The sequence below is a fragment of the Micromonospora sp. WMMA1363 genome (genome assembly GCF_030345795.1).
Classification (GTDB): Bacteria; Actinomycetota; Actinomycetes; order Mycobacteriales; family Micromonosporaceae; genus Micromonospora.
In genome coordinates this window covers 923410-946552 of record NZ_JAUALB010000001.1, presented here as the reverse complement: position 1 = coordinate 946552, position 23143 = coordinate 923410, and the positions used below count along the sequence as shown (strand labels likewise).

General features: G+C 71.4%; 14 protein-coding genes and 4 pseudogenes. 2 read left to right on the top strand and 16 right to left on the bottom strand.

Going from position 1 to position 23143, the window contains the following annotated elements:
• Positions 1-148: 148 nt before the first annotated feature.
• The 5 genes and pseudogenes from QTQ03_RS04325 to QTQ03_RS04305 all read right to left on the bottom strand — a co-directional run.
• Positions 149-391: pseudogene (locus tag QTQ03_RS04325) on the bottom strand (trypsin-like serine peptidase); the annotation flags it as partial.
• A 5-nt stretch (positions 392-396) separates the two neighbouring features.
• Positions 397-786 carry a transposase family protein gene (locus QTQ03_RS04320; RefSeq protein WP_289280666.1) on the bottom strand — a complete coding sequence of 130 codons (390 nt, stop codon included), beginning with the start codon at positions 784-786 and terminating at the stop codon, positions 397-399.
• A 135-nt stretch (positions 787-921) separates the two neighbouring features.
• Positions 922-2658, bottom strand: coding sequence for an IS1634 family transposase (locus QTQ03_RS04315; RefSeq protein WP_289276459.1), 1737 nt, complete (start codon positions 2656-2658; stop codon positions 922-924).
• A gap of 10 nt (positions 2659-2668) precedes the next feature.
• Positions 2669-3262 (bottom strand): transposase family protein, encoded by a 594-nt coding sequence (locus QTQ03_RS04310; protein WP_289276829.1) that lies wholly within the window; start codon positions 3260-3262, stop codon positions 2669-2671.
• A gap of 141 nt (positions 3263-3403) precedes the next feature.
• Positions 3404-4147: pseudogene (locus tag QTQ03_RS04305) on the bottom strand (trypsin-like serine peptidase); the annotation flags it as partial.
• A 636-nt stretch (positions 4148-4783) separates the two neighbouring features.
• Here QTQ03_RS04305 and QTQ03_RS04300 point away from each other — a divergent pair.
• The gene (locus QTQ03_RS04300) at positions 4784-5950 is read left to right on the top strand and encodes an MFS transporter (protein WP_502889839.1); all 1167 of its coding nucleotides are present in this window, start codon (positions 4784-4786) and stop codon (positions 5948-5950) included.
• A gap of 23 nt (positions 5951-5973) precedes the next feature.
• On the opposite strand, the gene QTQ03_RS04295 is transcribed toward QTQ03_RS04300, so the two are convergent.
• The 5 genes from QTQ03_RS04295 to glgX form a co-directional block, all read right to left on the bottom strand.
• Positions 5974-6120, bottom strand: a complete 147-nt coding sequence (locus QTQ03_RS04295) for a hypothetical protein (protein ID WP_289276826.1) — start codon at positions 6118-6120, stop codon at positions 5974-5976.
• Positions 6121-6580: 460 nt separating this feature from the next.
• Complete coding sequence (locus tag QTQ03_RS04290; RefSeq protein ID WP_289276825.1) at positions 6581-6892, bottom strand: VOC family protein; 312 nt, start codon at positions 6890-6892, stop codon at positions 6581-6583.
• 176 nt (positions 6893-7068) lie between these two features.
• On the bottom strand, positions 7069-8802 hold the full coding sequence (gene treZ, locus QTQ03_RS04285; protein WP_289276824.1) for a malto-oligosyltrehalose trehalohydrolase: 1734 nt from the start codon (positions 8800-8802) through the stop codon (positions 7069-7071).
• The gene (gene treY, locus QTQ03_RS04280; RefSeq protein ID WP_289276823.1) at positions 8799-11099 is read right to left on the bottom strand and encodes a malto-oligosyltrehalose synthase; all 2301 of its coding nucleotides are present in this window, start codon (positions 11097-11099) and stop codon (positions 8799-8801) included. The genes treZ and treY overlap by 4 nt, the downstream gene beginning before the upstream one ends.
• Positions 11099-13216 (bottom strand): glycogen debranching protein GlgX, encoded by a 2118-nt coding sequence (gene glgX, locus QTQ03_RS04275; protein ID WP_289276822.1) that lies wholly within the window; start codon positions 13214-13216, stop codon positions 11099-11101. Before glgX ends, treY begins: the two co-directional genes overlap by 1 nt.
• A gap of 392 nt (positions 13217-13608) precedes the next feature.
• Here glgX and QTQ03_RS04270 point away from each other — a divergent pair.
• A pseudogene (locus tag QTQ03_RS04270) lies at positions 13609-14170 on the top strand (glycosyltransferase); the annotation flags it as partial.
• Between the two features lie 125 nt (positions 14171-14295).
• Here QTQ03_RS04270 and QTQ03_RS04265 read toward each other — a convergent pair.
• The 6 genes and pseudogenes from QTQ03_RS04265 to QTQ03_RS04240 all read right to left on the bottom strand — a co-directional run bounded on the left by QTQ03_RS04265 (position 14296) and on the right by QTQ03_RS04240 (position 23130).
• Complete coding sequence (locus tag QTQ03_RS04265; RefSeq protein ID WP_289276821.1) at positions 14296-15579, bottom strand: citrate synthase; 1284 nt, start codon at positions 15577-15579, stop codon at positions 14296-14298.
• A 224-nt stretch (positions 15580-15803) separates the two neighbouring features.
• A complete protein-coding gene (locus tag QTQ03_RS04260) occupies positions 15804-17888 on the bottom strand; it encodes a sulfatase-like hydrolase/transferase (protein ID WP_289276820.1) in 2085 nt (694 codons plus the stop codon).
• Complete coding sequence (locus tag QTQ03_RS04255; protein WP_289276819.1) at positions 17881-19293, bottom strand: class I SAM-dependent methyltransferase; 1413 nt, start codon at positions 19291-19293, stop codon at positions 17881-17883. The genes QTQ03_RS04260 and QTQ03_RS04255 overlap by 8 nt, the downstream gene beginning before the upstream one ends.
• A gap of 5 nt (positions 19294-19298) precedes the next feature.
• Positions 19299-19448: a hypothetical protein gene (locus QTQ03_RS04250; RefSeq protein WP_289276818.1), complete on the bottom strand. Its 150-nt coding sequence runs from the start codon at positions 19446-19448 to the stop codon at positions 19299-19301.
• Positions 19449-19689: 241 nt separating this feature from the next.
• Positions 19690-20943 carry a bifunctional glycosyltransferase family 2/GtrA family protein gene (locus QTQ03_RS04245; protein WP_289276817.1) on the bottom strand — a complete coding sequence of 418 codons (1254 nt, stop codon included), beginning with the start codon at positions 20941-20943 and terminating at the stop codon, positions 19690-19692.
• Positions 20940-23130, bottom strand: a pseudogene (locus QTQ03_RS04240) (ArnT family glycosyltransferase). The gene QTQ03_RS04245 and the pseudogene QTQ03_RS04240 overlap by 4 nt, the downstream one beginning before the upstream one ends.
• Between the last annotated feature and the right edge of the window lie 13 nt (positions 23131-23143).

The window sequence follows — 23143 nt, the reverse complement described above, 5'->3', positions numbered from 1 at the left end:
GGACGACCCGCTGCCGGGCACGGAGAAGGGTGAGGTCGAGTACGAGACGACCCACGCGATGTGGGAGGCCGGTCGACGCGGGTGACCGCGCCAGGCCATGCACGGAGCCGGAGCCCCGGCCACCGGCCGGGGCTCCGTGCACCGTTTCCTACGCCGGCGAGAGGCCTTCCGCGAAGTCGTAGAGGCTCTTGATGTCGTTGTCGAAGTACGGGCCGTCGAACTGGCCGTTGCCCGGGTTGTCACCGTGGCTCACGACGCTGTTGATGTAGCCGAGGCCGTTCTGGTCGTTGTACTCCTGCAGCCACGGTCCGCCGCTGGAGCCGTAGGTCATGTTGCACCACATCCGGATCTGCTGGCCGCCGGCGTGCCAGGTGCCGCTCTGGCAGTGAAGTAATCTCAGCGACTTTGCGGTAGGTACTTGTACTCGAAATGGGTCAGGTGGAGTGCGGCGGCGAGGATGTCGCTGATCCGGTGTGGGCTGGCGGTGGTATGCCGGAGGGTTTTCCAGCGTCCGACCAGGATCGCGAAGCCGCGTTCGCCCTGCCAGCGCAGTCCGCGTAGCAGCCGGTTGTAGGCGCGGTTGTCGGGAGCGAGCCGCTGCCCGTCGGTGGGCTGCTTGACCGGGACTTTGACGCCTTGACCTGCGCCTTCGTAACCGGAGTCGGCCAGGGTAGGCAGGTCGAGTTCGGAGGCGGCCCAGTTCAGGGCAGCCGTGATGCCCTGCTGTTGGGCGCAGGTCAGATCGTGCAGATGCCCCGGCATCGCCGCGGAGGTCCACACCGGCAGGCCGTCCGGCCCGGCTTCGACGGTTGGCGGGCATGCGGCGGTGGCGGATCTGCGGGTTGACCTGGGGCGATGGGCGTGGGGAGGCTTCGGGGCCGTTTGCCCACGGCTCCGGATCCTGTTTTCCCAGCTCAGCGGCTATTCGGCGGTCTTGAGGCTGCTCATCTTTGGCGGGAGCGGGACACCGCAGTCGGTGAAGAGTTTGGTCTGGGTGTCGGTGAGCCGGGTGGTCTGCTGGAGGCTGCCGGCCGGGCCGGAGAGGGTGACCTGGTGGATCCGGCCGAGTTCGGCGGCGATCTTGGGCCAGGACTGCTGGGTGCGGCGCTCAGCGACGCGGATCAGTAGCAAGGCGAGCCAGCACAGCAGCACGTGAGCGCGTATCCGCTCGTCGAGGCGGTGGTAGACCGGCCGCAGGTCGAGGGTGGATTTCAGGGTGCGGAAGGCGCGTTCGGCTTCGAGGAGGTTCTTGTAGCCGAGCGCGATGTCCTCGGCGGACAGGTCGGGGTCGCTGGTGGCGAGGAGGTACTTGCCGTCCAGGCGGGCCTCGGCGGCGACCTTGGCGGTGTCGATGGACAGCCGTCCGGTGGTGGGGTGCTGCTTGAGCCAGCGGCCGAGGGCAGGGTGGTCGCGCAGCGCGCACTCGGCCTTGCGGTGCGGGGCGTCCGAGGGGGCCGTGGGGCGCTTGCCGGTCTTGGCGGCCTTGGCCTTCGCCTTGGTCGCGTCGGCTTCCCGGGCGGTCTTGATGCGCGTCAACTCCTCGCGGATCGCGGTGAGTTGGTCTTCGCGTCGGGCGGCATCGCGTTCGGCCTCGGTGGGGTTGTGGCAGATGATGAAGCGTCTGCCCTCGTCGCCGTCGAGGCGGACCTCTTTGACGCGCAGGTTGTCGCGTACTTCCTGGTAGCGGCCCTGGCGGGCCAGGGCCTGGTCGGCGCGGTGGGAGCCTTCGCGCATCTTGATGCCGGTGATGTAGTGGCCGCCGGCCCGGCGCAGGTAGGACTGGTTGGCCTCGGAGGAGAATCCGGTGTCGCAGACGGTGACCACCCGGCCGAGCCGCCAGTCGCGCAGGCCGTCCTTGACCTCGGTGATCACGGTCTGGTCGTTGGTGCCGCCGGGCCAGGTCCAGCAGCGCACGGGGATGCCCTCGCGGGTGACGGCCAGTCCGATGACGATCTGGGGCAGGTCCTTGCGGTGGTCCTTGGAGTGCCCGTACTGGCGCAGGCTGGAGCTCTCGCCGTCCGGGTCGTCCGCAGTGTCGCGTTCGAAGTAGGTGGAGGTGGTGTCGAAGAAGACCAGGTCGACTTCGAGGTTGAGCAGGTGTGCGGCGGAGAAGAACACCGCTTCCTGCACGGCGGCGTGGACATCGGCGGCGACGAGCAGGTCCATGGCGCGGTAGGCGTGCTGCTCGGCCAGTGCGTCCAGGCCGGGGATGACCTGGTCGCGGGTGGCCCACTCGGCGGCGGCGAGCTTGGAGGCGGGGGCGATGGCCCGGTTGGCGACCAGCGCGAAGATCGTGCGCTCGACGTCGGTGCGGAACTTGCGCCCGTCGATGCGGGAGGCCAGGGCGGTGTCGATGCCCAACAGTTTCCACAGCCCGTCGAGCAGCCAGCTCGCCCCGAGCGGCCGGGAGAACTCCACCGTCAGCGGCCCGGCCTCCTCGGCGCCCAGCGACGCGGCGACCTCGTCCTCCTCGCCGAGGTAGCGGTTGATGGAGGCGACCAGGCGGCGCAACCCGTCGACGTCCAGACGGTCCTCGCGGCCGAAGTTGACCAGCACCTCGGCCTGCGTGGTGCCGCCGACCCGTCGGTTGTGGGCGAGTTGGAGGTATCGCACCACCGACCCGTCCTTGTTCCGCCGTTGGATCTTCCGCAAGTACATGCCCGCATCATCAGACAACAAGCCTGGCCAGAACAAGACCCACGGCAAATCCGTTTGCCCACGCCTCTGGACAGTCTCCGATGGGTGCCAGCCCTCTCACCTGCACGGATCCGCCGCCGATCCGCCCCGCATGCCCACCAACTGTCGAACTCGGGTCCGGGCGCATGACCGCTTGAACGTTTCCGCCGAAGTCACGATGCTTGCCGGAATACCAGGCGTCGATCGTGTCGCCCTTGACGCTGAGGGTGGTCTCGGCCACCCGGTCGCAGTCGAACAGCTTTCCGTCCAGGATCACGTACGACCAGCCGTCGTCGGCGACCCGGCGCAGGGCTGTGTGTAGATCCTGGGCCTGCGCGGCCAACACTGCGACACCCTCGGCCATATACCGGTACGCAGTGGCCCGGGAGATGCCGAACCCGGCGCCCAGCAGGGTCGCGTCCTCGCCTTTGCGGAACCAGACGAGCACCAGGAGTGCCTGGTAGAAGCAGGTCAACGCGCGGGTGTCGCGCCGTGTCCCCTTGGCTCGGCGTTGCGCGGCAAGCAGCCGGCCGAGGTACTGCACGAGTTCCCTGGGGACGTCGACCATGGCACGATAGGCAATCACGTGGAGCCCTCTCGAAGACGTGGATCTTGTCGCAAAGACCTGTCTATCGATGGCTCCACGCCCACTTCCAGCACCGTCCGGCGTGACCCGGTTCGCCCGTGTCGTACCAATCAACACATTCGCGTCGCTGAGATCAGCTCAGTAGTACTGGATCTGCCCGCCGCCGAGGTTGGACGGGTAACCGAGGGCGGTGATGAGGGGAATGTTGTAGCCCCAGTTCCAGCGCATGCCGTTGCCGCCGACCGTCTCGACGACCTTCAGGCCCCAGTTACCGCCGTTGTGCATGATGGCGATGCCCATGTCCTCGTCGAAGCTGCCGCTGTTGACCCACGCGGTGCGGGCCGTGAGCTGGTAGGCCACGAACGTGCCGAACGGCCGCGCTCCGCTGCGGTACCGCGGCACGAACTGCCAGTTGCTGTACCACTGCCCACCGCGGCCCTGGTGCACGCAGTGCCCAGCGGTCATGACCAGCCGTCGTTTGCCGCTGGCGACGGTGCTCGCCGAGCAGGATGCGGTACCGCCGGTTGGGGTGGTGAAGTAGACCTTGCCGACGGTCGCCGACTCGTTGAGCTGGACGCTGACGTCATCGGCGGCGACGCTGGGCGTCACGGGCGCGACCGTGCCCGCCGGCCCGTCGGGCTTCTGCGCCCGGCTGGTCGAGTCGGTGGCGCCGGCGGGCTTCGCGATGTCCAGGTCGACGGCGCTCGCCATCCGCTCCGGCGTCCAGAACGCGGCGACCTCCTTGGCGATCGCGTCGCTGGTGATCGCCCGGCCGTCACTGGTCCGGGCGACGGTGGTCGTGTTGCCGTTCCGGTCGCTCGTGGTCGGCTTCGCCTCGGCGACCGACGGGCCGGCCACGATCAGCGCGAGCGCCAGGCTGGCCATTGCGGACAGTTGCAGGGTGGATTTCAAGAGGTCCCCCTCTGGTGGTGAATCAGGCCACGGGCAACATATCGATAGATCTGCATTGGTCGCAAGATAGACGAATGGCGGATCGCCGACACTTACTTCCGGAAAACACCAAGATCAAGGTTGCGCGAATCACCGCCGGCCCAGCCCGAACAAGCGCGCGACGCGAAAATCCCAACGCCGCGAATACGCTTCGCCAGGCAATAATGCGCTACGCCAATGTGTGTGGGAATTTCATTCACGACAACCGCCGGAATCGATTTCACCGAACAGGCAGAACATGCCGATCGCCTCGGATGTCCCGTCATCAGGCTGAGGCGCAGCGCTCGTCCTGAGTCGCCACGCCGGCCGACGAGGTCGTCGCAGGAGACGCGCCGACCGGCGGCGCTCCGCCGGCGGCGACTCCGCCACCACCATCCCTCTCCGCTAAGGCTAGGCTCACCATGGCTGCCCGTCGGAGTGCCGCACCCGGGTCGACGGGGTGACGACCACTTGCGGCGGGAAGGGACGACAACGGTGGCTGACCAGTCGGTGACCTCACCCACACCCGAGTCGGTGCCGGCCAGCAGACCGTCGCCCCCCGGTGCGGCCGGCTGGTCGCCGTGGCGGGTGGTGGTCGGGTTCGGTGTGGTCAGCCTCGCCGCGGACATGGTGTACGAGGGCGCCCGGTCGATGTACGGCCCGCTGCTGGCGTCGCTGGGCGCGTCCGCGCTCGTGGTGGGCCTGGTCACCGGCGCCGGGGAAGCGGCGGCGCTGCTACTGCGGCTGGTGTCGGGGCCGCTGGCCGACCGGACCCACCGCTACTGGACGTTGACGATCGCCGGGTACACGCTCACCGCGGTGTGCGTGCCGCTGCTGGCGATCACCCCGCTGCTGGGCGGCGCCGGGTTGGCGCTCGCCGCGATACTGATCCTGGCCGAACGCCTCGGCAAGGCGGTGCGCAGCCCGGCGAAGTCGGCGCTGCTCGCTGACGCCGCCGGTCAGGTCGGCATCGGCCGCGGTCTGGGCGTGCACAAGGCACTGGACCAGGTCGGCGCGTTCGCCGGTCCGTTGCTGGTGGCCGGGGTCGTCGCCGGCACCGGCGTGCTGTGGCCCGGTTTCGCCGCGCTCGCCGTGCCCGGGGCGCTGGCCCTGCTCACCCTCGCCCTGGTCAGGAGACGAGCCAACCGGACCGTCACCACGTCCGTCCCGTCCCCACCCACGCACCAGGCGACCGGGGCGAAGCTGCCCAGGATGTTCTGGTGGTTCGCCACGGCGTCCGCCCTCTGCACCGCGGGCCTGGTGACCTTCGGGTTGATCGGCTTCCACGTCGTCGAGGCCGACGTCGTCCCGGCCGCCGGGGTGCCGCTGCTCTACGCCGCGGCGATGGCCGCCGCGGCGGTCGCCGCGCTGGCCACCGGCACGGCGTACGACCGCCTCGGCCCGCGGGTCCTGCTGGCCCTGCCGCTGCTGGTGAGCATCGTGCCCGCCCTGGCGTTCGGCACGGGCCTCGGCCTCACCGCCACCGGCGTGCTGCTGTGGGGTGCCGCCGTGGGCGTGCAGGACTCGACGATCAAGGCCTTCGTGGCCGACCTCGTGCCGCGGCCGCGCCGAGCCACCGCGTACGGACTGTTCGCCGCCGTGCAGGGCGCCGGCGCGCTGCTCGGCGGCGCCGCGGCCGGAGCCCTCTACGGCTACTCCCGGCCCGGCCTCATCGCGGCGGTCGCGGCAACGCAGGTCACGGCCCTGCTGATCCTGGTGCCCATCGTGGCCAGGATCCCGACAGCCCACCCGCGCTGATACTCGACCGGCCCGCCGTACCGTCACTCCGGCGTCAGCGGCTTGATCCAGCGTGCCCACCCGGGCTGCGCCGCGTACCCGGACGCCCGCCACACCGCGTGGGCCAGGTGGTGGTCGACCAGCACCATCGCATCGGCCCGAACGCCGCCCAGGGCGGAGCGTCGGTGCAACGAGCGGCGGGATCATAGATCACCGAACGGCGCGCGGCCGTCGCCGGACGACCTCGGCAATCACCGTACGGGCTACCGGCGGGACCTACCTGTGCGCGGGACTTGACGTCCCTCGCGAGCGATATGACTGCCAGGCATAAATATTCCTCCCAGTCATATCGCTCACCGCCATCTCCTGCCGCCCCGGCCCTGGGGCTCGGCTAGAAGATCAAGAACATCCCGCGCAGCACCGCGGTTCGCGCTCCGCCACCGGGTCCGTCGCAGGATCAGCCAGGCCGACCGACCCCGGTGACGAGTCGTCGGGCCCGCACCCGTCACACCTACGACGGGGACATGACGAGGCGGAAGGATGCCGTGACGGGTGCGGACACGCGGCTAGAGGAGTTGGGCGTGGGCGCCGCGGACGAGCCGGAGGCCGTCGCCGTCGCAAGGCTCGGTGGGCTGCCCGACGGCTCTGTGGTCAGTTCGCTCTCACGCAGAACTCGTTGCCGTCGGGGTCGGCCAGCTCGACCGCGCCGCTGTCGAGCCGAGTGGCCCCGAGGGAGACCAGCCGGTCGACATCCGCCTGCTGGTCGCCATGGACCACTGGATCGCGGCGAGATAGTTGTTGCCCGGCTCGATCACGCCGGAGGCCGAGCTGGGTGTCGTCGCCCGGCAGGAGCACACCGCCGGCGTCCTCGACGACCTCCCGGCCGAGCACGCCGGCCCAGAACTGCGCCAGCCGAGCTGGATCGTGCGCATCGAGGGTCAGCGCCAGCTGTCGCGAGGTCATTTTAGGGATTGTCGCACGCCGCGCAGCGCCTACCGGAGAATGTGGCTCCACGAGTCCGAGCGGCGGCGCTGGCCCGCGGCCGCGACGCAGCGATGTACCTTGCCGCCGGCTCGCGGATACCCTAGACGGCGATACCCCTGGATCAGCGCAGGCTGGACGTGGCTCGACCGGTGGAGTCAGAGCGCCACGATCGCGGCTGTCTCCGGCGGCAGCTCGATGCGGTCGCGCATCACCGTGACCCCGTCCCCGGTGGCCAGCAGCACCTTGCGTACCGCCCCCGGCAGGGTGATCCGCTGCGGCTTGCCCGCGAGGTTCGCCGCCACCAGGCAGCCACCCCGACGCATCAGCAGGAACTGGTCGCCGTGCCGCACGTCCACGGCCGTCAGCCGCGGATCCGACAGGTCAGCCCGCGACTTGCGCAACGCGATCAGCCGCCGGTGGAACTCGTACATCTCCCGGTGCTCCGACTCGCCCAGCTCCGCCCAGTCCAGCCGCGACCGGAGGAACGTCTGCGGATCCTGCGGATCCGGCACGTCGGCCGGACCCCACCCGTGCGCCGCGAACTCCCGCTTCCGGCCGTTCGCCACCGCCGCGGCCAGCTCCGGCTCCGGGTGACTGGTGAAGAACTGCCACGGCGTCGACGCCGCCCACTCCTCCCCCATGAACAGCATCGGCGTGAACGGCGCGGTCATCAGCAACGTCACCCCCACCCGCAGCAACGAAGGAGACAGCGAAGCCGAGACCCGGTCCCCGGTGGCCCGGTTTCCGATCTGGTCGTGGTTCTGCAGGTAGGCCACCAACCGGTGCCCGGGAAGGCGCGGCCGGTCGACCGGCCGCCCGTGGTGCCGTTGCCGGAAGCTCGACCAGGTCCCGGCGTGGAAGAACCCACCGGTCAGCACATCGGTCAGGCATTCCAGCGACCCGAAGTCCCCGTAGTATCCCTGCCGCTCGCCGGTCAGCAGCGTGTGCAGCGCGTGGTGGGCGTCGTCGTTCCACTGCGCGTGCAGGCCGTACCCGCCGGCTTCGCGCGGCGTGACGAGCTTCGGGTCGTTCAGGTCGGACTCGGCGATCAGCGACAACGGCCGGCCCAGGTGTGTCGACAGGGACTCCACCTCGACGGCCAGCTCCTCCAGCAGGTGCACCGCCCGGGAGTCGGGCATCGCGTGTACGGCGTCCAGCCGCAGACCGTCGACGTGGTAGTCCCGCAGCCACGTCAGCACCGAGTCGATGATGTAACGGCGCACGCCGTCGGAGTGCGGGCCGTCGAGGTTGACCGTGTTGCCCCAGGTGTTGCTCTGCTCGGTCAGGTACGGCGCGAACATCGGCGCGTAGGCCCCGGAGGGCCCGAAATGGTTGTAGACGACGTCGAGGATCACCCCCAGCCCCTTGGCGTGGGCCGCGTCCACGAGTCGCTTGAGCCCGTCCGGCCCGCCGTACGGCTCGTGCGGCGCATACCAGCAGACCCCGTCGTAGCCCCAGTTGTGCTCGCCGTTGAAGGCGTTGACCGGCAACAGCTCGATCAGGTCGATGCCCAGGTCGACGAGGTGGTCGAGCTTGCCGATGGCCGCGTCGAAGGTGCCCTCGGGGGTGAACGTCCCGATGTGCAGCTCGTACAGGACGCTGCCGGGCAGTTGCCGGCCGGTCCAGCCGGAGTCGGTCCAGGGGAACGCCGCGTGGTCGTAGACCCGGCTCGGGCCGTGCACGCCGGCGGGCTGCCACCGCGACCGAGGATCGGGCAGCGCATAGTCGTCCTCGTCGAGCAGGAACGCGTAGTCGGTGCCGGATCCCACGCCGGGCACGTCGACCCGCCACCACCCGCCGGCGTGTGCGCACATCTCATGGTCGGCGGCGCCGAACAGGCGCAGCCGCACCCGGGCGGCTGCGGGCGCCCACACGGTGAACTCGGTCATGCGGCGGCCTCCGCGGGATCGGCAGGAGCGAGGAGGGCGACGGGATAGGTGCTCAGCAGAGCATCAAGGAGCAGCTCAGACCCACTGTAGACCCGACCGGTGAACATGTCCGTAACACCGTGAACGGAAATCGGCAACGTCGTGGCCCGCCAACCACCGGCGACGGCCAGCCGCACCGGCAGCCGGGTCGCGACCGCGATGGCCCCACCCCGGTCGAACGCGACGACGTGCCCGGCCGCCGGCCCCCGCGCGGGCACCGACCGGTAGCCGGTGAACAGCCCCGGGCGATCCCGGCGCAGCCGCAGCGTACGCGACACCACGAGCAGCTTCGCCGCCCCCGACGCGTCCACCGGGGGAAGCCAACCGGCGTCGAGCCGGGCCAGCAGATCCCGGCGTACGGCGAAATCCACCCGCCGTCGGTTGTCCGGGTCCACCAGGGAGTTGTCCCACAGCTCGGTGCCCTGGTAGGTGTCCGGCACCCCGGGCATGGCGAGCTGCACCAGCTTCTGCCCGAGCGAGTTGGACCAGCCCGCCGGGGTGATCTCCGCGGCGAAGGCGTCCAGCTCCGCGTTGAGGGCAGGGTCGTCGTACAGCGCGTCGACCAGGGCGTGCATCGCCCGCTCGAAACCCGGGTCGGGATCCGCCCAACTGGTCGCGGTCGACGCCTCCCGGGCCGCTTTCTCCGCGTACGCGTGCAGGCGCGCACGCTCGACGGGCCACGCGCCGACGGCGGTCTGCCAGAGCAGGTGCGCGATCGCGGGATCCGGCAGTGGCACCCGGGCCAGCCACCCACCCACCCGGGCGGCCCAGCGTTCCGGCAGTTCGCTGAGCACCGCCAGGCGGGCCCGGACGTCCTCGCTGCGCTTGGTGTCGTGGGTGGAGATCGTGGTCATCGCCGCCGGCCAGCGCACGTGCCGGGCGGCGGCGAAGCGGTGGAACTCGACCGGCGGGGTGCCGAAGTGGGCGGGGCTGCCGCCGACCTCGTTGAGCGCGACGAACCGGCTCCACCGGTAGAAGGCGGTGTCCTCCACACCCTTGGCCATCACCGCGCCGGTGAGCTGCGGGAACCGCTTGGCCAGCTCGTCGTCCGGGTCCCGCAGCCGACGGGTGAGGGCGTCCAGCGCACCGGTCAGCTCCGGGCGGCGGCGACCGGCCTCGGCACGGGCGGCGGCCAGGTGCCGGGCGCCTTCGGGCGGGTAGCCCCGGTAGACGGCGAACGCGGCGGCGAGTTCCGCGAGGGCCACGCGGACGACGTGCCGGTCCAGCTCGGGCGCGAGCGCGGCGAGCCGGGTCAGCTCGGCCGAGAGCAGCCGGGTGGCGGCCGCCAGCTTGCTGTCGTGGGTGAGGTCCGGCCAGGAGGTGGGTCGCCCGACGAGGCGGGTGTCCAGGGCGGTGAAGTCCCCCTCGGCGTCCGGGTCGACGAAGAGCCCGGAGACCGCCGCGAGGGCCTCGTAACCGGTGGTGCCGTCAACCGGCCAGTCCGGCAGCTCCTCGCCGTACTCCAGGATCTTCTCCACCACCAGCCACCCGTCCGGTACGGCGGCGCGCAGCCGGGTCAGGTACCCGGCGGGGTCACGCAACCCGTCCGGGTGATCGACCCGGATGCCGTCGATCTCGCCGGCCGCCGCCCAGGCCAGGACGAGCTGGTGGGTGGCGGTAAAGACCGCCGGGTCCTCCACCCGCAGTCCGGCCAGGCCGGCGACGGCGAAGAACCGGCGATAGGTCAGCTCGGTGTCGCCGCGCCGCCAGGAGACCAGCTCGTAGTGCTGCCGGTCGTGTACCTCCCGGGCGGTGCCCTGTCCGGTGCCGTCGGCGATCGGGAAGCGGTGCTCGTGGTAGCGCAGCTCCCCGTCGACGATCTTGAGGTCGGCCTGCGCCGCCGGGTCGTCGGCGAGCACCGGCAGCAGCAGCCGGCCCCGCTCCCAGTCGATGTCGAACCAGCGCGCGTACGCCGAGTCCCGCCCCCGACGCAGCACGTCCCACCAGGCGGGGTTGGTCACCGGCTGGGCCACCCCGGCGTGGTTGGGCACGATGTCCACGACCAGGCCCAACCCGGCGGTGCGCAGCGCGCCGAGCAGGCGCCGCCGACCCGGTTCCCCACCCAGTTCGGGGTTGACGGTGCGGTGGTCGACCACGTCGTAGCCGTGCGCCGAGCCGGGGGTCGCGGTGAGCAACGGTGCACTGTAGAGATGGGTGACGCCGAGGTCCGCCAGGTAACCGGCGAGCCCGGCGGTGGCGTCGAGGTCGAAGCCGGGGCGGATCTGCACCCGGTAGGTCGAGGTGACCGCGGCGGCCATCAGACCGCCCTCTCCAGGAGCACCAGGGAGCGGTCGGGCACGGTCAGCGCGCCACCGGCCTCCACCACCGCCGTCTTCTCCGGATCCGGTTCCGCGGTGCTGACCACCAGCTTCCACCGCTGGCCGAACTCGGCCGGCGGCAGGGTGAAGTCCAGCGGCGCGTCGTGCGCGTTGTAGCAGAGCAGAAACGAGCTGTCGACGTGGCGCTGACCGTACTGGCCCCGCTCGCGGATGCCCTCGCCGTTGACGAACAGCGCCACCGACCGCCCGAAGTCGTTGCCCCAGTCCTCGCTGGTCATCTCCCGGCCGTCGGGTGTGTACCAGGCCAGGTCCGGCAGCGGCTCGTCGACCAGCCGGGAACGCACCGGCAGGCCGGTGAAGAACCGCCGGCGGCGGAACACCTGGTGCCGACGGCGAAACTCGACCAGCCTCCTGGTGAAGTCCAGCAGGTCGGTGTCGCCGTTGTCCCAGTCGATCCAGGCCAGCTCGCTGTCCTGGCAGTACGCGTTGTTGTTGCCCCGCTGGGTGCGGCCGAGCTCGTCCCCGTGGCCGATCATCGGCACGCCCTGGGAGAGCATGAGGGTGGCGAGGAGGTTACGCTTCTGCCGGGCCCGCAGGGCGAGCACACCGGCGTCGTCGGTGTCGCCCTCGACGCCGCAGTTCCAGGACCGGTTGTGGTTCTCGCCGTCCCGGTTCTCCTCGCCGTTGGCCTCGTTGTGCTTGTCGTTGTACGACACCAGGTCGGCGAGGGTGAACCCGTCGTGGCAGGTGACGAAGTTGATGCTGTGGAACGGGCGGCGCCCGTCGTCCTGGTAGAGGTCGGCCGAGCCGGAGATGCGGGAGGCGAACTCGGCGAGGGTGGCCGGCTCGCCGCGCCAGAAGTCGCGGACCGTGTCCCGGTACTTGCCGTTCCACTCGGTCCACGCCGGCGGGAAGTTGCCCACCTGGTAGCCGCCGGGCCCGACGTCCCACGGCTCGGCGATCAGCTTCACCTGGCTGACCACCGGGTCCTGCTGCACCACCTCGAAGAAGGTGGACAGCCGGTCGACCTCGTAGAACTCGCGGGCCAGGGTGGCGGCCAGATCGAACCGGAAGCCGTCGACGTGCATCTCGGTGACCCAGTACCGCAGCGAATCCATGATCAGCTGAAGGGAGTGCGGGCTGCGCACGTTCAGGCTGTTGCCGGTGCCGGTGTAGTCGACGTAGTAGCGCCGGTCCTCCTCGCTCAGCCGGTAGTAGCTGCCGTTGTCGACGCCCTTGAAGCTGAGTGTCGGGCCGAGGTGGTTGCCCTCGGCGGTGTGGTTGTAGACCACGTCGAGGATGACCTCGATGCCCGCGGCGTGCAGCGCCTTGACCATGCCACGGAACTCCTGCACCTGCTGCCCGAGCCCACCCAGCCCGGAGTAGCCGTGGTGCGGGGCGAAGAAGCCGATGGTGTTGTAGCCCCAGTAGTTGCGCAGCCCGAGGTCGGCGAGGCGGTTGTCGTGCACGAAGTGGTGCACCGGCATCAGCTCGATCGCGGTCACGCCCAGACCGCTCAGATAGTCGATCATCGCCGGGGTGGCGATACCCGAGTACGTGCCGCGCAGCTCCTCCGGGATGTCCGGGTGGCGCATGGTCAACCCGCGCACGTGCGCCTCGTAGATCACGGAGTGGTGGTACGGGGTGCGCGGCGGCTTGTCGTTTCCCCAGTCGAAATACGGGTTCACCACCACCGATTTCGGCATGAACGGCGCCGAGTCGGCGTCGTTGCGTCGGTCCGGTTCGCCCAGCTGGTAGTCGTAGACCGCCGGGCTCCACTCGACGTCTCCGTCGATCGCCTTGGCGTACGGGTCGAGGAGCAGCTTGTGCGGGTTGCACCGGAGCCCGTTCGCGGGATCGTACGGGCCGTGGACGCGGTAGCCGTACCGCTGCCCCGGCGCGATTCCGGGCACGTACGCGTGCCACACGTACGCGTCGACCTCGCGCAGCTCGACGCGGCGTTCAGCGCCGGTGTCCCACTCGTCGAAGAGGCAGAGCTCGATCTGCTCCGCCACCTCGGAGAAGATCGCGAAGTTGGTGCCCATCCCGTCGTAGGTGGCCCCGAGGGGGTAACGTTCGCCCGGCCAGACCTGCATGTCGCTCCTTCGGCAACGATCATGTGCACACACGGCACCATGAGCTCACCACATGGCGGCGCCGGTGGCACGTACGCGCCTATTGCCCCACAGGGTTCACGATGAATCCAGCCTCTTCGGTCGAGTGCCGGAAGCCGCCGGACTGACCTGTGGTGAACTCCAGGTGTTGTCTGTCACGATCCTGCCGTCCGAGATGCGGGATCGCCCCGCATGCCCTTTGCTTGTCTCGGGCGCGCGAGCGCGTCCCTCCCGACCGCTCGGTCGAGTTCACCACCTTGTCCTGCCGTCACCGGAGCCGGCGCGATCCGCTATGCATGGACGGAGTACGCGCCACCGAAACCGGCACCTACGACGTCGTCCACGCCCACGACTGGCTCGTCGCCCACACCGCCATCACCCTCGCCGGCCGGCTGGTCCACGAGAAGGGAGTGCAGCACCTGCTCGCCGGTCTCCCCCGGCTACGGGAGCGGCACGCCGGGCTACGGGTGGTGATCGTCGGCGACGGCCCGTACCGTGCGGACCTGGTGGCGCAGGTGCGGCGACTCGACCTCGCCGACATGGTGGCCCCACCCCGGTTTTCTCGGCGGCACCGACCTGCCGGCGGTGATGGCGGCGTCGGACTGCTTCGTCGTGCCGAGCATCTACGAGCTGTTCGGCATGGTCGCCCTGGAGGGCGCCGCGGCCGGGGCGCCCCCGGCGGTGTCCGCGCCCGGCGGGCTCGCCGAGATCGTCGCGCCGGACGTCACCGGGATGACCTTCCAGCCGCAGGACCCGGCGGGGCTGACCGACGCCGTGCACGCGCTGCTGTCCGACCGGGAGTGGGCCCGCCGGCTCGCCCGCCGTGCCCGCGCCACGGTCCACGAGCGGTACGGCTGGGCGGCGATCGCCGGCCGCACCGCGGCCACCGCAGGTCGGTCCGCGCGGTGTGCCGCGACAGCAGGACATCGACCCGCAAGAGCACTACTCCGGAACGGCGTGGATATGACGGAGCGCGCCATCACCCAGCTACCGACCTGGCGAAGGCCGCCAACCCGGCTCCGGGTCGACGGCCTTCGCGAGGCACCAGCGTCAGGAAACCCTCAGCGCTGCTCGAACGGAAGGTAGTCCCGTTCGGGGGCACCACTGTAGACCTGCCGCGGACGACCGATCTTGGTCTCCGGGTCGTTGATCATCTCACGCCACTGGGCGATCCAGCCGGGGAGCCGGCCCAGCGCGAAGAGCACCGTGAACATCTTGGTCGGGAAGCCCATCGCCTTGTAGATGAGGCCGGTGTAGAAGTCCACGTTCGGGTAGAGCTTACGGGAGACGAAGAACTCGTCGGCGAGCGCGATCTCCTCCAGCTCCATCGCGATGTCCAGCAGCGGGTCCGGCTTGGCCATCCGGCCGAGCACGTCCTGGGCGGCCTTCTTCACGATGGCGGCGCGCGGGTCATAGTTCTTGTAGACCCGGTGCCCAAAGCCCATCAGCTTGATGCCGGCCTGCTTCTCCTTGACCTTCCGCACGAAGTCGCGGACGTCACCACCGTCGGCATGGATGCGCTCGAGCATCTCCAGCACGGCCTGGTTCGCGCCACCGTGCAGCGGGCCGAAGAGTGCGTTCACGCCGGCCGAGACCGAGGCGAACAGGTTGGCGTTGCTGGAGCCGACCAGCCGGACGGTCGAGGTGGAGCAGTTCTGCTCGTGGTCGGCGTGCAGGATGAACAGCACGTCCAGCACCCTTGCCATCACCGGGTCGACCTCGTAGGGCTCGGCCGGCACGCCGAAGGTCATCCGGAGGAAGTTCTCCACGTAGCCGAGGGAGTTGTCCGGGTACAGCAACGGCTGGCCGATCGACTTCTTGTACGCGTACGAGGCGATGGTCGGCACCTTCGCCATCAGCCGCACCGTCGAGATCTCCACGTGCTCCGAGTCGAACGGGTCGAGACTGTCCTGATAGAAGGTCGAGATGGCACTGACCGCCGAGGAAAGCACCGCCATCGGGTGCGCGTCGCGGGGGAAGCCGTCAAAGAATCGGCGCATCTCCTCGTGTAGCAGTGAGTGCCGCCGGATCCACTCGGTGAACTCGGTGAGCTGCTGCTGGGTCGGCAGCTCACCGTAGATCAGCAGGTACGAGACCTCCAGGAAGGAGGACTTCTCGGCCAGCTGCTCGATCGGGTAGCCGCGGTAGCGCAGAATCCCCGCGTCGCCGTCGATGTACGTGATAGCGGACGAGCAGGCTGCCGTATTCACGAAACCAGGATCATACGTCGTCATCCCGGTTTCCTTGAGCAGCTTGCCGACCCTGACGCCCGCGGGGCCTTCGACCGCGGCGTTCACCGGCATCGACAGCTGCCCACCGGGGTGATCGAGCTTGACTTCCGTCATGTGGTTCCTCGCTTCGCCGGCAGATCTTCGTTGAATTGCCTTCGCTTCTACCGTATTCGCGGTTGACGGGGCACCGCCCGCGGTGGTTGACGGGTGAGGTATGCGTCACCCGATTCCCGACCAGCGGGCTGGGAAACCCACCAGTCGGGCACGGTACGGCGAAGAACGACGGCGCCGGTCAGGAGGAGAACGCGAAGCGGGTCGGCAGCAGCCGGCGAAGCGGGTCAGGAGGAGAGCGCGAGGCGGGTCAGCGTCCCGTCGGCCGCGACGAGGAGCAGGTCGAGATGGTTCACCCCGACCTGGTAGAGCCGGTCGTCGACGATCAGAGCCGCGAACCGGCGTCCCCCGGCGTCGCGGGGCACCACCGGCACCACGGTGCCGACCCGGCCGTTGACAGCGACGGCCAGCATCGTGCCGTTCGGCACGGTGTCCGGCAGGTCACCCCAGACCACCGCGGGCAACTCGCCAATGTCCGGATCCACGTTCCGGAACGCGGCGAGGTCACCGACGGTGGCGGTACCCCCGGTCGGCCGGTTCCCGACCGCGGTACCGACCAGCGGGTGCGGCGCGGGAAGCGGCAACGCGGCCGGCACCCCACCGACGATCGGGGTCGCCTGGGCGGGCAGGTCGTAGAACACCCTGCCCGCGTCGGGGCGCGGCTCCTGCCGGGCGGACCGGCCGTCGACCGGCCAGGGCAGCCGGATCGCGGCCTCGTCGGCGACGGTGGGCAACAGGTCGACGTGCTGCCAGTTCCGGTCGTCGACCCGGGCGGCGCGCTGCCCGGGGGACTTCACGAACAACGGCACCCACGCCACCTCGTCGGCGGCAGCCTGGATCGCGCCCATCCCCCGCCCCTGCGCGCCCTTGGTGAAGCTGACGCCGTGGTCGGCGGTCACCACCAACAGCGCCTGGTCGTACAGGCCGGTGGCGCGCAGCCTCCGCAGGGTCTCGCCGATCAACCGGTCGGTGTAGCCGAGCTGGGCCAGGTGCCGCTGCCGGGCCAACTCGATCCACCCGTCCCCCTCGTTCGGGAAGTCCTCGGGAGCCTCGTAACGCGCCCCGGAGGGCAGGTACGCCCACGGCGAGTGCGGCATCAACAGGTGCAGAAAATGCAGTGTGGGCCGGGCGGCCGGCTTCAGGCCGGCGAGGAACCTGGTGAAGCGGGCCGGTTGGTTGGCGTTCAGCTTGTCCCAACGGAACTTCGGGTCGTCCGGGACCGGCTCGGCGGCGTCGATTCCGGCCTCGGCGGCGGTCCGCTCCCGGTAGGAGTCCTCCGGGGCGACCCGGCTGTCGACCGGCGCGGCCAGCCGCGCCAGCAGCTGGCCACTCTTCCGGACCAGCACGCCCATCCCCTGCTCCGGGGCGACCGGGGTGTCGCAGCGGCTGGGCGGGCAGAGCCGGGTGATGCTCTCCTCGGCGCGGATGTCGTACAGGCCGCCGAAGGCGGTGAAGAGGTTGTCCGGGTGCTGCGAGTAGTGCGGGGCACCCCCGGTGGCCGGGAAGCGCCCGGTCAGCATCGCCGGCAACGCGTACGGCGTCCAGCCACTCACCCCGGTCGCGTTGCGGTACCAGGTGGACCCGGCGGCCAGCTCGGCGAAGTGCGGGAACCGGGCGGCATCGACCCGCCCGTCCGGGCCGAGCAGGGAGACCAGCGGCAGTTCGTCGAGGATCAGCATGACCACCGGCGGATGGATCCCGCCACCGGCCGCCCCGGCGGCGCCGCCGGCCCCGCGCGGCAGGACCACCACCGAGGTGGGCGAGGCGAACAGGAACAGCCCGACGAAGACCGGCGGCCCGACCGCGGCCACCCGCAGCACCCGCCCCGGCGCGGGCCAGCGCCGGTGGGCCGCCGCGCCGGCAACCCCGGCCACGAGCGCCACCAGCAGCAGCGGTACTCCCCGCAGCCACGTGGCGTGTCGGCCGACCTGCACAGCGAGGGCGGCAAGCAGGAGACCGACCAGCAACGTGTGCGTCACCGCCCGGACTCGGCTGCCGGCGAGGAGGGAGACCGCGCCGAGCAACCCCACCGCGAGGGTGGGTACGAGCGCGACCAGCGCGACCAGCAGCAGGATCTCGCCCCGGCCGGCGCGGTGGAACAGGAAGAAGTCCGGGCTGCGACCCAGGACGTCCAACAGCGGCTGGGTGACCACCAGCCCGACCAGGGCGGCAATCTCCAGCAGTCGGGCGCCCTCCGCCCGCCAGCCGCGCCCGACCCGGACACCCGCGAGCCAGCGACGCCGCGGCCGGCCTGGCCCGGTACCCGCGCCACGTGCGGCAGGGGGTGCGGACGGGGCTGCGGGGTCAGCCACCCACGACCGCCCGGTAGAGCGTCCGGGTGCCCGTTGGCAGGTCGAGGCGCTCCGCGACACGGCAGCGGGCGGCCAGCAGCCGTTCGAACTCCGCCCGCCGATAGTCGGGGAACAAGCCGTCCGGCTTGTTGGCCAGCAGCCGGCCGACCATCGGGTCCTCGGGGTGCACGAACTCCAGCACCAGCGTGGCGCCGGGTGCGCCGAAACCGCACAGCCAGTCGACCACCTCGGGCAGCGGCACGTTGCGCCCGATCGCCAGGTGGTGGACCACCGCCAGGGCGAGCACGGCGTCGGCCCGCGCCCGGTCGACGAAGGCGGCCCGCTCGACGCCCCGCCAGCCCCCACCGGGGGACGGGTCGGCCAGGTCCATCACCAGCGGCAGGATCCGCCGTTCGCCCTCGGCCCGCAGCGCCCGGTACAGCCCGTCGACCACCGCCGGGTCCTGCTCGACGGCGACGACGTAGTCGGCGTGCGCAGCGGCGACGCGTGCGTACCGGCCGTCGTTGGCACCGAGGTCGAGCGCGAGGCGAGCGCGGGGTCCGGCAGCCAGCGACGCGCTGACGAAACGCTCCTTGGTCGCCCGGTCGTCGGCGCTGTACCCGCAGGTGCGCTGGTAGTCGATCCAGTGGCTGACCGTCGGCCGCCGGTCCAGCCGACGCACCAGCCGCTCCAGCCCGCGTACGGTCGCCAGGGCGAGCTCGCACGAGTAGCCGGCGGCGCGCAACTGGGCGCGGACGTCGGCCGTGCTGGCCCGCGCGTTGCCGCGTTGCATCGCCCCGTGCAGGTGGACATGGGTGAACACGCCCGGCAGCAGCCGGCGTCCACCGGCGAAGAGACGGCGCATCTGGTCCGGCTCGATGCCGTCGACCCTGGCCCGTAGCCAGGGTTGGACGTCCAGCCCGAGGTGGGCGCCGAGCAGCAGTGGGTAGAGCAGCGTCTGGCAGAACTGGCGGTACCCGGCCCACGGTTCGCCGTAGCGGACCGGCGTGAGCGAGCCGACGTCGATGAAGACCGGCTGGGCGCCGCGCCACTGCAGGTTGTAGGCCGAGCCGTCCTTGGTGGTGAAGCCGGCCGGCAGGGCCACCCGCAGGATCTCCAGGTGCAGCAGGGCCGCGTCCCGCAGCATCGTGTGGGACCACTCGTACGGGTGGGAGACGAACGGGATGCGCTCGTGGCGCAGCAGCGCCGCCCAGCCATGCGGCACCGGCGCGGCCTCGACCGTGCCGCAGACCTTGCCCTCGGTCAGCAGGGTGGTGAAGAAGTCGCTGCCGGCGAGCGCCCGCCATTCGGCGGCGGCCCGCTCGTTCAGCCCCCGCAGCACCTCGTCGCCGCGGTGGTAGACCCGGTTCGCCGGGTCCCGGAACGACGCCGGTTCGGCCCGCAGGTCGGTGTCGGGTTGCGCCATGCCGGTCAGTGCTGGTCGGTCGGCTGCTTGCGGAACCGGCCCACCAGGCGCCGCCAGTAGAGCTTGGCCGCCACCGCGACGCCGGCCACCCCGCCGACCACCGCCTGCACGATGAGGCTGCCGGAACCCGCATCCAGGTAGGCCAGATGGTTCACCGACCACTCCTTCCCGTCTCGACCCCCGGCGTACGGACCACCCGTCTGGGGGATTTGCCCGGTTGAGCCGGACTTTCCGGTCACAGTACGCCGAAAGTCGCCCGGGCGAGGGCGAGACAGCGCACCCGGGGCCGATCCGGTCCAGACCAGGCACTCCCGCACGCCCAGCCGTGGCCGCCGTGGCGCCTCAGGTCCACCCGACCGGCCCGGTCGCCGCCGGATTGGCCCGCACCCTCGACTGCTACCGCCGGTCGGGGGGTGCCGGTGCCGCCCGGCGGTGGTGCATCGCGTAGCGGAGCAGCACGAAGCGCAGCACGGTGGCGGCCAGGTTCGCGGCGACCAGTACCGCCAGCTCCACCGGCCGTGCCGGCCCGGCGGCGACCGCGTGCAGCACCGCGAGCGAACCGCTGGTCAGCGCCAGGCCGAGGCCGAACGCCAGCAGGCCCTGAAGGTGGTGACGGCCAGCGTGCCGACGGCCGGTGACACCGAAGGTCAGCCGCCGGTTCGCCGCGGTGTTGGCCACCGCGGTGACCAGCAGCGCGACCAGGTTCGCCGGCTGCGCGCCGAGCGCGCCGCGCCCCACAACGTACAGCAGCAGGTAGGCCAGTGTGCTGGCCACGCCGACCCCGGCGAAGCGGACCAACTGCCGGGGCAGCCCCGCCGGCACCGGTGTCGGCGGGGCCTGCAACGGTGCGCGCCCCAGTTGCTCGCGCAGCTGCGGCAGGGGCAACGCACCGGTGAGCAGAGCCCGCCCGAGCCGGCCGATGCCACGCAGGTCGGCCAGGACGGTGGCGACGACGTCGACCCGGCTGTCCGGATCATCCACCCAGTCCACCGGCACCTCGTGGATCCGCAGCCCGGCCCGCTGAGCGAGCACCAGCAGCTCGGTGTCGAAGAACCAGCCGGTGTCCTGGACCAGCGGCAGCAGCCGCCCGGCCACGTCGGCCCGAATCGCCTTGAACCCGCACTGCGCGTCGGAGAACCGGGCGGCGAGGGTGCCGCGCAGCAGCAGGTTGTAGGCCCGCGAGATCACCTCCCGTTTCGCGCCCCGCACCACCCGCGACGTGCGGGCGAGCCGGGTGCCGACGGCCAGGTCGGAGTGTCCGGAGATAAGCGGCGCGACCAGCGGCAGCAGCGCGGCCAGGTCGGTGGAGAGGTCCACGTCCATGTACGCGAGCACCGGCGCGGGCGAGGCGGACCAGGCCGCCCGCAGAGCCCGGCCGCGCCCCTTGGCATCCAGGTGCAGCACCCCGACGTCGGCCAGTTCGGCGGCGAGCGCCCGCGCCACGTCGAGCGTGCCGTCGACGCTGGCGTTGTCGGCGATGGTGATCCGGAACGGATAGGGGAAGTGCTCGCGCAGGTGCGCGTGCAACCGCCGGACGCACGGCCCGAGGTCGTTCTCCTCGTTGTAGACCGGGATCACCACGTCCAGGACGGCGGCGGTGGCGGGCGGCCGGGCCGGGGCGGCGGCCCGGGCCGCGGTGGTGCCGGTCATGTCTGCTCCCTCCCACCGCTCAGGTCGTAGACGGTGACCCCGTCGACGGTCTGCGCCTCGAACGTCTCCGCCACCCAGGCGGCGATCTCCGACGACGCGGAGCTGCCGCCGTTGGTTCCGCGGAAGCCACCGCCGCCGAGGAACCAGTGGATCCGCCCGTCGGCGACATGTTGCTGGAACTGCGCGAGCGTCGGGGACGGGTCGCTGCCGTTGAATCCGCCGACCGCCATCACCGGCCCGCCGGTGGCGAGCTGGTAGCCGGAGGCGTTGTTCGAGCCGACCGCGGCGGCGATCCACGTGTAGGTGCCGCTGTCCCGCTCCAGCAGCTCACGCAGTTGAGCGCTGGGCTCGCGGGCGTTGAGTAGCCCGCCGGCGCCGCCGTCACCACGACCACCGCCCGGCGCGCCCGGGAGTTGCCCGGTCGGCTGGCCACCGTCGGGCCGGGTCGGCAGTCGACCCCCACCAGGCCCCGTGGGCACCTGCCCGGGACCGCCGTTCGGTGCCTGCCCGGGACCGCCGTTCGGTGCCTGCCCGGGACCGCCGTTGCGCACCGAACCGGGCGGGCGTCCGTTCTGGCCGGCGTCCGGCGAGCGGCCGGCCCCGGCGAGGCCGTCGGCCACGCGGCCACGCGGGCCCGGCCCGGACCCGGCCTGCACCGCCGGGCCGGCCGTCGGGAGGCTGCCGGCGTGCGCGGTGGGTGGCGGCGGTCTGCAACGAGTACGCGACCGGTCCGGCCAGCGCGGCCAGCGCGCCCAACGCGAGGACCGCCGGCGTCGTCCATTTCGGCATCCGGTCGACCAGCACCACCAGCACCGCGGCCGCGAGACCGGCCACCAGCACCGCGCTCCGCAGCCAGGGGTGCCAGTCGGGGCTGCGCCCCAGCAGCGTCCACGACCACCAGGCGGTGACGGCGAGCACCCCGGCCAGGGCCAGGGTGGCCGCGAAAGGCCGCCACCGGGGCACCGCCACCCGGGCGGCGCGAGCCCGCCACAGCAGCGTGCCGCCGGTGCCCACCAGCGCGCCGACCGCCGGGGCCAGCGCCACCGTGTAGTACTCGTGGAAGATCCCGGACATGAAGCTGAAGATCCCGCCGGTGACCAGCAGCCAGCCGCCCCACAGCAGCAGGCTGGCACGCGTGCGGTCGGTGCGGGGCGCCCGCCCGGCCAGCAGCAGGCCGGCCACCAGCAGGATCAGCGCGGCCGGCAGCAGCCAGGAGATCTGACCGCCGACCCGGCCGTCGAACATCCGCAGCAGATCCGCACCGTCGTTGAACCGTCCACCCCCGCCACGGCCGACGCTGCCCACCTCCTCGCCGGTGATCCGCCCCAGGCCGTTGTAGCCCAGAGTCAGCTCCAGGACGCTGTTGGTCTGCGAGCCACCGATGTACGGGCGGGCGCCGGCCGGAACCAGCTCGACGATCGCCACCCACCAACCGGCCGCGCCGATCATCGCCAGACCGGCCAGTAGCGTCTGGCCGATCCGCCGCCCGAGCCCGGCCGGCGCGGCCAGCACGTAGACGCCGGCGAACACCGGCACCACCAGGAACGCCTGGAGCATCTTGGTGAGGAAGCCGAACCCGACCAGCACGCCGGCGAGCACCAGCCACCGGGTCGACGCAGCCTCGACGGCCCGCACGGTGGCGTACGCGGCGGCGACCAGGAGCAGCACCAGCAGCGCGTCCGGGTTGTTGAACCGGAACATCAGCGTGGCGACCGGGCTGACCGCGAGAACCGCGCCGGCGATCAGGCCGGCGGCCGGACCGTGCCAGCGGCGCACCGCCGCGTACAGCAACCCGACGGCGGCGACCCCACAGAGCGCCTGCGGCACCAGCAACGCCCAACTGTTCAGTCCGAAGAGGCGCACCGACAGGGCCATCAGCCACAGCGAGGCCGGCGTCTTGTCGACCGTGATCGAGTTCGCGGCGTCCGAGGAGCCGTAGAAGAAGGCCGTCCAGCTCTCCGAGCCGGCCTGCGCGGCCGCCGCGTAGTAGGCGTTGGCCCAGCCCGAGGCGCCGAGCCCCCACCCGTACAGCACGGCGGTGGCGAGGAGCAGCAGGGCCACCGCCAGGCGACTCCACCGGGGCGACCGACCGTCGGGTGGACCGGTGTCCACGTCGGACGCACCGGACACCGCCGGCTGAGGCGCGACGTCGACGGCCGGGGTCGACAACGGGTCTGTTCTGTCCATGCCGGCAAGCGTT